The organism is Rhodoferax sp. (assembly GCF_028689305.1).
Lineage (GTDB): Bacteria > Pseudomonadota > Gammaproteobacteria > Burkholderiales > Burkholderiaceae_C > Rhodoferax.
In genome coordinates this window covers 24276-35862 of the sequence record NZ_JAQTWM010000014.1, presented here as the reverse complement: position 1 = coordinate 35862, position 11587 = coordinate 24276, and the positions used below count along the sequence as shown (strand labels likewise).

The following is an 11587-nucleotide window of genomic DNA, read 5'->3' as shown; positions in this document are numbered from 1 at the left end:
TCGTTGGCGGCAAACACGGCTTGTTGCAGCGGCGTGCCGTGCGCCATCAGCAGGTTGGCGTTGCCCGCTGTCAGCAGACCAAAACCGATGCTGACCGAGGCCTTGGCAAAAAAGGCGTTGGCCGCCGCCTCCACCACGTAGGGCAACTGCATGCCGCCCAGCTCGTAGCTCTGCGCGGCGCTGAGCATGCCCGAGTCGGCATAGGCGTGGTAGGCCTCTGCGGTAGCCTGGGGCAAAACCACGCGCAGTTTGCCGTCGGGCAGGGCCTCAGCTCGCGGCTCCTGGGTGTCCACCAGGCGGTTGAACGGGGCAAACTTGTCGCGGGCGATGCGTTCGCAGGTGTCCAGCACCGCGTCGAAGGTGTCGCGGCTGTGGTCGGCAAAACGCGCTCGGGTCGTCAGGCGCTCCACAGCCAGCCAGTCATGCAACAGGAATTCCAGGGTCGTGCGAAAGCTCATGATTTCATGGATAAAAAGTGCCTCTAGCCCGCATAAACAGGTCGCTAGCAGCTATGACAACAGTAGCGACAAAACACGGCAGGCCGCCGCGACTCACCGCCCCGGCTTGGGCTGGCTGGGACGCCGCTGGCTGCGCTGGGTAGCCTGCTGCGCTTTTTGGCTTTTTTTCATGAAAACCAGCAACTCGCGGTCGTACCGGCGGATGTGAATCGACAACCAGTCGCGCAGCAGGGCCGACAACTGCGGCGCCACAGTGATGCTGCCCGCCCGGTATTTTTCCTGCAGCTCAAGCAGCTTGTCCATGAAGTCGTTGTGCCCCACCAGATGCTCGGTGAGCTGCGGAAATTGGGCGGCGCTCATGATGTGTTCTTCGCGCTGGAGATGGTCCCGCGTGTGGGACACCAGCCGCTGCAGCAGGTTCTCCACCATGTCGTGTCCCTGTCCCTGGCTGGTCGCGGTGTGCAACTCGTTGACCAGCGACACCAGAACTTTGTGATCCTCATCAATCGGGCCATTGTCGATGACCAGATCCACACCCCATTCAAAATAAGCCATGTCTTTCCCCCTTGGCTCAAGCGGTCAGCGCCAACGTCTGCTGACCTGAAAGTTTGAACACATCCACACTGCGCACCAGCGCCTGCGCCTGGTCATTCAGGGACTGCGCCGCTGCTGCGGACTCCTCCACCAGCGCCGCATTGCCCTGGGTGACCTGATCCATCTGGCCCATGGCCTGGTTGATCTGGTCGATGCCGGAGGACTGGTCCTGCGCGGCAGCGGTCAACTCGCCCATGATGTCGGCCACCCGGCGCACGCTGACCACAATCTCGTCCATGGTGCTGCCAGCCTGCTCCACCAGCTTGCAGCCCTGCGTGACATTGCCCACCGAGGTCTCGATCAGCGTCTTGATTTCACGTGCGGCCGTGGCCGAACGGCCCGCCAGGCTGCGCACCTCGGAGGCCACCACGGCAAACCCGCGCCCCTGCTCGCCAGCGCGGGCGGCCTCCACGGCGGCGTTGAGCGCCAGGATATTGGTCTGGAACGCGATACCGTCGATGACACCGATGATGTCGGCAATCTTGCGCGAGGACACATTGATGTCCTCCATGGTCTTCACCACCTGCATTACCACCGAGCCCCCACGCACGGCCACCTCGGCCGCGCCCGCCGCCACCTGGTTGGCGTGGCGGCCGCTCTCAAAGTTCTGCTTGACCGTGCCCGTCAGTTCCGCCAGTGAAGCCGTGGTTTGCTCCAGTGCGGCGGCCTGCTCCTCGGTGCGCTGCGACAAATCAAGGTTACCGGCGGCGATCTGGCTGGTGGCACTGGAAATGGCTTCGGAACCACCACGCACCTGCCCAACAATCCCCACCAGACTGTCATTCATGTCCTTGAGGGCCTGCAGCAGCAGGCCGGTTTCGTCCTGGCTGTCAGCCCGGATCTGGCTGGTCAGGTCCCCTTTGGCCACCTGTTGCGCCACTTGCACCGCCTGGCCAATCGGCACGGTGATCAGGCGCGTGATCCACCAGGCGCTGAACGTCCCTATCAGCAAACCCAGTAGCGCAAGAACCGGCAGGGATGTCAGCGCCAGGTGAATGCGGCGTTCGCTCTCGGCGGCGCTTTCCTTCACCAGCCTGCGCTGCAACTCACCCATCTGGTTGATGTGCCCCAGCATGGTTTCAACAGCCGGTTCGGTTTGGGTGCTGAACATCGCCTTGGCTTCAGGCAGCTGGCCGGCTGCCGCCAGTTGCCCCACCTTGGTGAAAGAGGCCACATAGGCTGCCCGTGCTTCGCGGATTTTTTGCAGCAGCGCCTTGCCTTCGGGCACGCTCTCCAGCGCATCCATCTCAACCAGGGCCTTGGTGATGGCGGCTTTGTTGACTTCGATTTTCTGGTTGATACGTTCAATCTGGGCCTTGTCGTCAAGCAACATCAGATCAGCGGTCAGCCGGGCGTTGTCGCGTGCCGCCACGCTGATGCCACTGACCAGATCAGCCTTGGCCCAGTCTTGGTTAATGATCGTGTCATTGATGTCACCCACCTGGTTGAATTGCCAGGCCGCCAGCAGGTTGGAACTCACCAACATGAACAGCAGCACACCAAAACCGATGCCCAGTTTGACGCCAATTTTCAGATTCTTGATACCCATGGGATCTCCGGTGATGAACGTGTTCAGCCTGCCCAACCACTGAAGAAACAGCCAGTGGTCCAACACACGATGGCAAGCGCCTTTGACGCCCCATTATCACCAACCGCAGCAACGCCCGCGCCCGTCCACGAGCAAGCCACCGGCCTGACCACTCACAACACCTCAAACACCCCGCAAGCCCCCATGCCGCCGCCGATGCACATGGTGACCGCCACGCGCTTGGCACCACGGCGTTTGCCTTCGATCAGGGCGTGCCCGGTCAGGCGCTGGCCGCTGACACCGTAGGGGTGGCCAACAGCGATGGCACCGCCGTTGACGTTCAGGCGGGTGTTGTCAATGCCGAGCTTGTCGCGGCAGTAGATCACCTGCACGGCAAAGGCTTCGTTGAGTTCCCACAGGTCGATGTCATCCACCTTCAGGCCCAGGCGACCCAGCACTTTGGGAATGGCAAACACCGGGCCAATGCCCATTTCATCGGGTTCACAGCCGGCCACGGCAAAACCCAGGAAGCGGCCCAGCGGCTGCAGGCCCTTGCGTTGCGCGGTCACTTCGTGCATCAACACCATGGCCCCGGCGCCGTCAGAGAACTGGCTGGCGTTACCGGCGGTGACCAGGCCACCAGGCATGGCCGAGCGCAGGCCTTTGATGCCGTCATAGGTGGTGCCGGGGCGGATACCTTCATCCTGGCTAACGGTAACTTTTTTGGTCGTCAACCCCATGACTTTGTCGGCGACACCCATGGTGACGGTGATCGGGGCGATCTCGGCGTTGAACAGGCCCGCTTCCAGCGCGGCGCTGGCTTTTTGCTGGCTGGCGGCACCATACTCGTCCATGGCTTCACGGCCAATGCCGTAACGTTTGGCGACGTTTTCCGCAGTTTGCAGCATGTCCCAGTAAATCTCGGGCTTGTTTTTCAGCAGCCACGGGTCGGTGAGCATGTGTTTGTTGAGCTCTTGCTGCACGCAGGAAATGCTCTCGACACCCCCGGCCACATAGGTGTCGCCCTCACCCGTGATGATGCGTTGGGAAGCCAGCGCAATGGCTTGCAGGCCGGAGGAGCAAAAGCGGTTCAGCGTCATGCCCGACACCGTCACCGGACAACCACCCCGCAAGGCAGCCTGGCGGGCGATGTTGGAGCCGGTGGCGCCCTCAGGCAGGGCGCAGCCCAAAATCACGTCTTCGACCTCGGCGGCCTCAATGCCAGCGCGGGCGATGGCGTGCTCCACCGCGTGGCCGCCCAGCGTGGCCCCGTGGGTCATGTTGAAAGAGCCCTTCCAGCTTTTGGCCAAGGGGGTGCGGGCGGTGGAAACGATTACGGCGGATGTCATGGTGATCTCCTAAGGGGTGAGGACAGCGCTGGCCCACTTGTTGGGCTTACGGTCTGTTCCGAAAAATTTCAAAATTGATAGCTACTAGCCTTTGATTTACCTGGGCTAGAGGCCGATTTAGCCAAATGTTTTGCCTTCAGCGGCAAGCCGGGCCAGCAGCGGCGCGGGCTGCCAGAACTTGGCATCGTCCAGCGGGTTCTGGGCAAAGCGTTTCATGGCTTGCACCACGTTGAACAGGCCAACCTCGTTGGCGTAGTTCATCGGGCCACCGCGGTGCACCGGGAAGCCGTAGCCAAAGATGTAGACCACGTCGATGTCGCTGGCCTTGTTGGCAATGCCTTCTTCCAGAATATGGGCGGCTTCGTTGACCAGGCTGAACACCAGGCGCTGGACGATTTCCTCGTCCGAAATCTTGCGCGGGGTGATGCCTAAAGCGGCGCGGTGGTCTTCGATCATCTTGACCACCTCAGCGTTTGGAATCGCGTCGCGCTTGCCAGGCACGTAGTCGTACCAGCCGGCCCCGGTCTTCTGGCCAAAGCGGCCTTTTTCGCACAGCAGGTCAGCGGTTTTGCTGTACTTCATGTCGGGCTGCTCGGTGTAGCGGCGTTTGCGGATGGCCCAGCCGATGTCGTTACCCGCCAGGTCGCTCATGCGGAATGGCCCCATGGCCATGCCGAATTTCTCCATCGCCTTGTCCACCTGCGCCGGGGTGCAACCCTCGTCCAGCAGGAAACCGCCCTGGCGGCCATATTGCTCGATCATGCGGTTGCCAATGAAGCCGTCGCACACGCCCGACACCACGGCGGTTTTCTTGATCTTTTTGGCCAGGCTCATCACGGTGGCCAGCACGTCTTTGGCGGTTTTTTCACCACGCACCACTTCCAGCAGCTTCATCACATTGGCCGGGCTGAAGAAGTGCAGACCCACCACGTCTTGCGGGCGCTGGGTGAAGGCAGCAATTTTGTTCACGTCCAGCGTCGAGGTGTTGGACGCCAGAATCGCGCCGGGTTTCATCACGCGGTCCAGCTCCTTGAACACGGCTTCTTTCACACCGATGTCTTCAAACACGGCTTCGATCACCAGATCGGCATCAAGCAGGTCGTCGTAACTCAGCGTGGTGGACAGCAGCGCCATGCGCTGCTCGTACTTGTCTTGCTTGAGTTTGCCTTTGCTGACCTGGGCTTCGTAGTTTTTGCGGATGGTGGCCAGGCCTCGGTCCAACGCCTCTTGCTTCATCTCCAGCATCTTCACCGGCACCCCGGCGTTGAGGAAGTTCATGGCAATGCCGCCGCCCATGGTGCCGGCGCCGATGATGGCGACAGCGTTGATGGCACGTTGCGCCGTATCAGCAGGCACATCCGGGATCTTTGACGCGGCACGTTCGGCGGCAAACAGGTGCCGCAGCGAACGACTCTCAGAAGTTTGCATCAGGTTGACAAAGTTCTGCAGCTCAAAGGCCAGGCCATCGGCAAACTTGCGTTTGGTGGCGGCTTCAACCGCGTCCACACATTTGAGCGGCGCCGGGAAGTTTTTGGCCATGCCGCCCACCATGTTGCGGGCAAACTGGAAATAAGCATCACCCATCGGGTGCTTGCACGGCAGGTTGCGCACTTGCGGCAGGGGGCGCACATCGGCCACTTCCTCGGCGTAAGCCACCGCTTCAGCCAGCAGGGTCTCGGCCGAGCTGGCCATTCTGGTGAACAGTTGCTGACCGGGCACCATGGCCAGCATCTCGCTCTTGACCGGCTCGCCGCTAACGATCATGTTCAGCGCGGGCTCCACCCCCAAGGCACGCGGCAGGCGCTGGGTGCCACCGGCACCGGGAATCAGGCCCAGCTTGACCTCAGGCAGCGCCACATTGCAGCCGGGGGCGGCGATGCGGTAATTGCAGCCCAGCGCCAGTTCCAGCCCACCACCCATACACACGGTGTGCACGGCGGCAATCACCGGCTTGGTGGCGGCTTCCACCGCCAGGATGACGCTGAGCAGATTGGGCTCCTGGTAGGCCTTGGGCGAGCCAAATTCGGTGATGTCCGCCCCGCCCGAGAAGGCTTTGCCCGCACCGGTGATGACGATGGCTTTGACCTTGGCATCGGCCTGCGCTTTCGCCAGTCCGTCGGTAAGCGCCAGTCGCGTGGCATAGCCCAGCCCGTTGACGGGCGGGTTGTTCAACGTGATCACGGCAACAGTGCCTTGCACGGTGTATTCAGCGGTCATGGTGGCTTCCTCTTTAAAAAATAGAACGGTCGTTCTTTTTATTGTAGGAAGGCTGGATGACAACCTGACTACGGGTAAGCCCTAGGGTTGTCGCGCAGGTGATAGGGGGCCGCCTTCACACCGCCAGCCATTCCCGGCGCACGGTCTCGTCTTCAAGCAAGGTTTTCGGCGTGCCGGTGAACACCACGCGGCCATGACCCATGACGGCGCAGCGGTCAGAGATGGCCAGTGCAATGGTCAATTTCTGTTCGATCAGCAGCACTGAGATGCCCTTGGTGCGCAGGGTCTTGAGAAATTCCCCCACCAGTTCCACCATCATCGGCGCCAGGCCCTCGGTGGGCTCGTCGATGATGATCAGGTCCGGGTCACCCATCAGGGTGCGGCACAGGGTCAGCATCTGCTGCTCGCCACCGGACATGACACCGGCTTCGGTGTGCTGGCGTTCCTTGAGCCGCGGAAACATGGCGTACATGTCGGCCATCGACCAGCGCCCGCTGTGACGCAGGCGCTTCTGACCCAGGATCAGGTTTTGTTCCACCGTGAGTTTGGGGAAGATGTCGCGGCTTTCGGGCACGTAACCGATGCCCAGATGGGCGATTTCATAGGTTTTTTTGCCAAGAATGTCCTGCCCCTTCCAACGCAGTGTGCCCTGGGCGTCAACCAGCCCCATGATGGCCTTGGCCGTGGTGGAGCGCCCGGAGCCGTTGCGCCCGAGCAGCGCCACGATTTCCCCGGCCCCCACTTCCAGCGAGACCCCATGCAGCACATGGCTCTTGCCATAGAAGGCATGCAGCTTGTCAATGCTCAGCATGGCTGGGGCTCCGAGACCACGGCGCCCAGATAGGCTTCCTGCACGCGGGCGTCGGCGCGCACGGCTTCGGGCACATCAAACGCCAGCAGCTCACCATACACCACCACCGCAATCTTGTCGGCCAGGCCAAACACCACCCCCATGTCGTGCTCCACGGTCAGCAGCGTGCGGCCCTCGGTGACGTTGCGGATCAACCGGGTGAAGTGGCTGGTCTCAAATTTGCTCATGCCGGCGGTGGGTTCGTCCAGCAGAATCACCTTGGCGCCGCCGGCGATGGTGATGCCGATCTCCAGCGTGCGCTGCTCGGCGTAGGTCAGGTTCACAGCCAGGGTGTCGCGTTTTTTGTCCAGATGGATCATCTCCATGAGTTCCTCGGCGCGTTCGTTGGCGTCGTCCAGATCAAGCAAGAACTTCAAAAACGTGTACTTGTAGCCCAGGCTCCACAACACGCCACAGCGCAGGTTTTCAAACACGCTCAAGCGGGGAAAGATGTTGGTGATCTGGAAACTGCGCGACAGGCCCAGGCGGTTGATCTCGTAGGGTGGTCGGCCTTCGATGTGCTGGCCATTGAGCAGGATCTGCCCGGCGCTGGGCGCGAGCCGACCGCTGATCAGGTTGAACAGGGTGGACTTGCCCGCGCCATTGGGGCCGATGATGGCCACACGTTCACCTTGTGCCACGCACAGGCTGATGCCGCGAATGATTTCAGTCTTGCCAAAACTTTTACGCAGGTCGCGCAATTCCAGCGCTGGTGGGGGAACAGGATGGGTCATAAGGTTTCGCGCCGCCGAATGTCGCTCTCGATGTCCTGGTTGATCTGGCTCCAGTGCGCCACAAACTGGCGCCGGGTCAGCTCAAACAGGCCCCAGCCGGTCAGCATCACAAACACGGCACCAAACCAGCTGTTCAACCCGCGCACATCCAGTGTGGCACCCAGGAAAGACAGCTCGGGCCCGAGAGCATCACCCTGCTGCAGGTGGTAGACCATCTCGACCATGGCCGCCGCGCCCAGCAAGGTCACCAGCGCGGTCACGCCCAGCGCCAGGTAGCTGACCCACAGGCTGCGCAGGCGGCCGTACAGCGCCAGACGCAGGTTCATCATCAGCAGCGCGGCGACCCCACCGGGGGCATACATCACCATGAACAGAAAAATCAGCCCCAGGTACAGCAGCCAGGCCTTGGTGAATTCGGACAGCACCACAAAGGCCAGCACCATCAGCACAGCGCCGATGATCGGGCCAAAGAAAAAGGTGGCGCCACCGAGAAAGGTGAACAACAGGTATGCGCCGGAGCGGTAGCCGCTGACCACCTCGGCGGTGACGATTTCAAAGTTCAGCGCCGCCAGCGCGCCCGAGATGCCGGCAAAAAAGGCCGCAATGACAAAGGCGATGTAGCGCACCACCTGCGGGTTGTAGCCGACAAAGGCCACCCGCTCGGGGTTGTCGCGCACGGCGTTGAGCATGCGCCCCAGCGGCGTGCGGGTGAAGGCGTACATCAGCGCCGTGCTCAGCAGCGTGTAGGCGGCAATCAGGTAATACAACTGAATCTGCGGGCCGTAGCTGACGCCCAGCACCGGGCTGCCAACCACCCGGTTGCCTGAGATGCCGCCCTCGCCGCCAAAAAATTCCGGCAACATCAGTGCCATGGCCCACACCAGTTCACCCACACCGAGCGTGATCATGGCAAACGGCGTGGCCGCCTTCTTGGTGGTGACCCAGCCCAACAGCAGCGCCAGCGCCATGCTGCCGGCCCCGCCCACCAGCGGGATCAGGCTCACTGGCAACGGCAGGCCGCCAGTGACTCGGTTGAGCGTGTGGATGGCCAGGAACGCCCCCATGCCGGAATACACCGCATGGCCGAAACTGAGCATGCCGCCCTGCCCCAGCAGCATGTTGTAACTCAGGCAGACAATGATGGCGATGCCCATCTGGCTCAGCAGGGTCTGGCTCAGGCTGCTGGTGAACACCAGGGGTGCCAGCAACAGCAACAAGGTGTACGAACCCCAGACCGCGACACGGCCCAGGTCAATCGGGTGCAGCGCGTAACGACCCTGGCGGCGGTGTGACAGTGCCATCAGTCCTCCCGCGTGCCCAGCAGGCCCCGGGGCCTGAAAATCAGCATCAGCACCAGCAGCAGATAAGGCAGGATCGGCGCGACCTGGCTGACCTTGAGCTTGAGCAGCGCGTAGCCCGGTGTCTGCGGCGTGACCAGCAGCCCGAGCTGTTGCAACATCAACACCGGCGACACATCCACCGCCACGGCAAAGGTCTGCACCACCCCGATCAGCAGCGAGGCCCAGAACGCCCCGGCCAGCGAACCCATGCCGCCCACCACCACCACGACAAAAATGATGCCGCCCACCGACATGGCCATGCCGGGCTCGGTGACAAATGCATTGCCGCCAATCACCCCCGCCAGGCCAGCCAAGGCACAGCCGCCACCAAACGCCAGCATGAACACCCGTGGCACGTTGTGGCCCAGTGCCTCAACCATGGCGGGGTGGGTCAGTGCGGCCTGAATGACCAGCCCGACGCGGGTGTGTTTGAGCAGCAGCCACAGGGACGCCAGCATCAGCAGCGCCACCCCCATCATGAAGGCGCGGTACAGCGGAAACTGGGTGCCATACAGCGTGAACAGCGGCCCGCTCAGCTGGGCTGGCACGCGGTAGTCCACCGAGCTGCGGCCCCACACCAGTTGCACCAGCTCCAGGATGATGTAACTCATGCCAAAGGTGATCAACAGCTCGGGCACATGGCCAAAGGCATGCACCCGGCGCAGCACATACCGCTCAAACACCGCGCCCAGCACCCCGACACCCAAGGGCGCCAGCACCAGCGCCGGCCAGAAACCAAGCCACTGCGTGACGCCGTAGGCAAAGTAGGCGCCCAGCATGTAAAACGAGGCATGGGCAAAGTTGAGCACCCCCATCATGCTGAAGATCAGCGTCAGCCCCGAGCTGAGCATGAACAGCAGCAGCCCGTAACTGATGCCGTTGAGCAGCGAAATCGTCAAAAACTCCATGCCAATCCGTTGGTGAACCCCAAACACGCCGGGTCAACAGGACGCTGGCCCAGCGCACACGGCGTGCGTTCTCAGGCCGGGCGCTTCATCTGGCAGCTGGTCGGGGTGCTGGCCACATACGGGTCCATCTGCTTGACCGGCACAAAGGTGTAGCCAGTGTTTTCAACGTTGTAGGGGTTCTTGGCGTCCACTTTTTGCCACTTGGTGACAAACAGCGACTGCTGCAGCTGGTGGTCCGACTTGCGCATCTGCACCTCGCCAGCAAAACTCTTGACCGTCAGGCCTTCCATGGCAGCAGCCACTTTCACCGGGTCCACCGACTTGGCCTTGGCCATGGCGGCGCTGACCAGATTGATGCCGTTGTAGGTGGTAAAGGTGTAATAGTCGTCGTTGTACTTCTTCTTGAACTCATTGGTCAGAGCACCGAGTTCACCGGTGTGGTTGGCATGGCCAAAGGCGATCACATACACCTCACCCTCACCACCGGCTGCCAGCGCCTTGGGTGTGCCGGTGACCTGCGCGTAGTAGGTGTACATCGGCAGCTTCAGGCCGGCATCGTTGAGTGCCTTGACGAACAGGGTCAGGTCAGCACCCCAGTTGCCGGTGACGATGGCGTCGGCCCCCGACTGCTTGATCTTGGCCACATAGGGTGAAAAGTCCTTCACCTGACCGATCGGGTGCAGGTCTTCACCCACAATCTTCACGTCCGGGCGTTTGCGCGCCAGCCCTTCCTTGAAATACTTGGCCACCTGCTGGCCATGCGAATAATTCTGGTTGAGCAGGTACACCTTGCTGACCTTGGGCTGGTCCTTCATGAAGGTGGTCAGGGCCTCCATCTTCATCGAGGTGTCGGCATCCAGGCGGAAGTGCCAGTAATCACATTTCTCATTGGTCATGGCCGGGTCAACCGCAGCGTAGTTGAGGTAGATCACCTCCTTGCCAGGGTTGCGTGCGTTGTGTTTGGCCACCGCGTCGGCAATGGCCATGCCGGCCCCCGAGCCATTGCCCTGAGTCACGTAACGGAAACCCTGGTCAATGGCGGCCTTGAGCGAGTTCAGGCTCTCCTGCGGCGAGCCCTTATTGTCAAAGCCGGTGACTTCAAACTTCACACCTGCCGGGTTCCTGGCACCGCTGAGTTTCTCGGCCACAAACTGCCAGCTCTTGAGCTGGTTTTGCCCGACGTTGGCAAACGGCCCTGAGAGCGGGTCGATGAAGGCGATCTTGACCGTCTGGCCACTTTGGGCCCAAACCAGGGTTGTTCCGCTGAGCAAGGCGCAGGCAGCGATGCTTTTGATGGCAAATTTCATGAAGTCTCCTCATTGTTTTGGCGTTGGCTCAGTACAGCTTGACTGAGCGCCCCGCAGGTTACTCGCCAAATCACCCCGACACTCCGAGGGATATCCCCAATGAGGCGTCGTCCTGGCGACAACCAGACTTGCTAGCGCAAATCCGGCAACCGGTAATCGGCCAACACTTCGCGCAGCTTGCTTTTCTGCATCTTGCCGGTGGCACCGAGCGGGATGTTGTCCAGGAACACCACGTCATCGGGAATCTGCCATTTGGCGGTCTTGCCTTCGTAGAACTTGAGCAGCTCCTCGCGGGTGACTTC

At 61.6% G+C, this 11587-nt stretch carries 10 protein-coding genes and 1 pseudogene; all 11 read right to left on the bottom strand.

What is annotated here, in order from left to right; translation table 11 throughout:
- A partial coding sequence (locus PHW99_RS04955) for an acyl-CoA dehydrogenase N-terminal domain-containing protein (RefSeq protein ID WP_300174377.1) occupies positions 1-458 on the bottom strand: 458 nt, incomplete at its 3' end.
- A 93-nt stretch (positions 459-551) separates the two neighbouring features.
- Complete coding sequence (locus PHW99_RS04950) at positions 552-1013, bottom strand: bacteriohemerythrin (protein ID WP_300174375.1); 462 nt, start codon at positions 1011-1013, stop codon at positions 552-554.
- A gap of 16 nt (positions 1014-1029) precedes the next feature.
- On the bottom strand, positions 1030-2601 hold the full coding sequence (locus PHW99_RS04945) for a methyl-accepting chemotaxis protein (RefSeq protein ID WP_300174373.1): 1572 nt from the start codon (positions 2599-2601) through the stop codon (positions 1030-1032).
- 152 nt (positions 2602-2753) lie between these two features.
- A complete protein-coding gene (locus PHW99_RS04940) occupies positions 2754-3929 on the bottom strand; it encodes an acetyl-CoA C-acyltransferase (RefSeq protein WP_300174371.1) in 1176 nt (391 codons plus the stop codon).
- Between the two features lie 117 nt (positions 3930-4046).
- Positions 4047-6146, bottom strand: coding sequence for a 3-hydroxyacyl-CoA dehydrogenase NAD-binding domain-containing protein (locus PHW99_RS04935; protein WP_300174369.1), 2100 nt, complete (start codon positions 6144-6146; stop codon positions 4047-4049).
- A 115-nt stretch (positions 6147-6261) separates the two neighbouring features.
- Positions 6262-6957 carry an ABC transporter ATP-binding protein gene (locus PHW99_RS04930; RefSeq protein WP_300174368.1) on the bottom strand — a complete coding sequence of 232 codons (696 nt, stop codon included), beginning with the start codon at positions 6955-6957 and terminating at the stop codon, positions 6262-6264.
- Positions 6951-7730 (bottom strand): ABC transporter ATP-binding protein, encoded by a 780-nt coding sequence (locus PHW99_RS04925; RefSeq protein WP_300174367.1) that lies wholly within the window; start codon positions 7728-7730, stop codon positions 6951-6953. The genes PHW99_RS04930 and PHW99_RS04925 overlap by 7 nt, the downstream gene beginning before the upstream one ends.
- Complete coding sequence (locus PHW99_RS04920) at positions 7727-9031, bottom strand: branched-chain amino acid ABC transporter permease (protein ID WP_300174365.1); 1305 nt, start codon at positions 9029-9031, stop codon at positions 7727-7729. Before PHW99_RS04920 ends, PHW99_RS04925 begins: the two co-directional genes overlap by 4 nt.
- Entirely contained in the window at positions 9031-9984 is a 954-nt protein-coding gene (locus tag PHW99_RS04915; RefSeq protein WP_300174407.1) for a branched-chain amino acid ABC transporter permease, read from the bottom strand. Before PHW99_RS04915 ends, PHW99_RS04920 begins: the two co-directional genes overlap by 1 nt.
- Positions 9985-10049: 65 nt before the next feature.
- Positions 10050-11285 carry a branched-chain amino acid ABC transporter substrate-binding protein gene (locus tag PHW99_RS04910; protein ID WP_300174363.1) on the bottom strand — a complete coding sequence of 412 codons (1236 nt, stop codon included), beginning with the start codon at positions 11283-11285 and terminating at the stop codon, positions 10050-10052.
- Positions 11286-11416: 131 nt separating this feature from the next.
- Positions 11417-11587, bottom strand: a pseudogene (locus PHW99_RS18820) (long-chain fatty acid--CoA ligase); the annotation flags it as partial.

Excerpts from the sequence above, each read along its gene's own strand:
- PHW99_RS04910 (WP_300174363.1), bottom strand. The coding sequence starts at position 11,285 with ATGAAATTTGCCATCAAAAGCATCGCTGCCTGCGCCTTGCTCAGCGGA.
- PHW99_RS04925 (WP_300174367.1), bottom strand. The coding sequence starts at position 7,730 with ATGACCCATCCTGTTCCCCCACCAGCGCTGGAATTGCGCGACCTGCGT.
- PHW99_RS04930 (WP_300174368.1), bottom strand. The coding sequence starts at position 6,957 with ATGCTGAGCATTGACAAGCTGCATGCCTTCTATGGCAAGAGCCATGTG.
- PHW99_RS04920 (WP_300174365.1), bottom strand. The coding sequence starts at position 9,031 with ATGGCACTGTCACACCGCCGCCAGGGTCGTTACGCGCTGCACCCGATT.
- PHW99_RS04940 (WP_300174371.1), bottom strand. The coding sequence starts at position 3,929 with ATGACATCCGCCGTAATCGTTTCCACCGCCCGCACCCCCTTGGCCAAA.
- PHW99_RS04935 (WP_300174369.1), bottom strand. The coding sequence starts at position 6,146 with ATGACCGCTGAATACACCGTGCAAGGCACTGTTGCCGTGATCACGTTG.
- PHW99_RS04945 (WP_300174373.1), bottom strand. The coding sequence starts at position 2,601 with ATGGGTATCAAGAATCTGAAAATTGGCGTCAAACTGGGCATCGGTTTT.
- PHW99_RS04950 (WP_300174375.1), bottom strand. The coding sequence starts at position 1,013 with ATGGCTTATTTTGAATGGGGTGTGGATCTGGTCATCGACAATGGCCCG.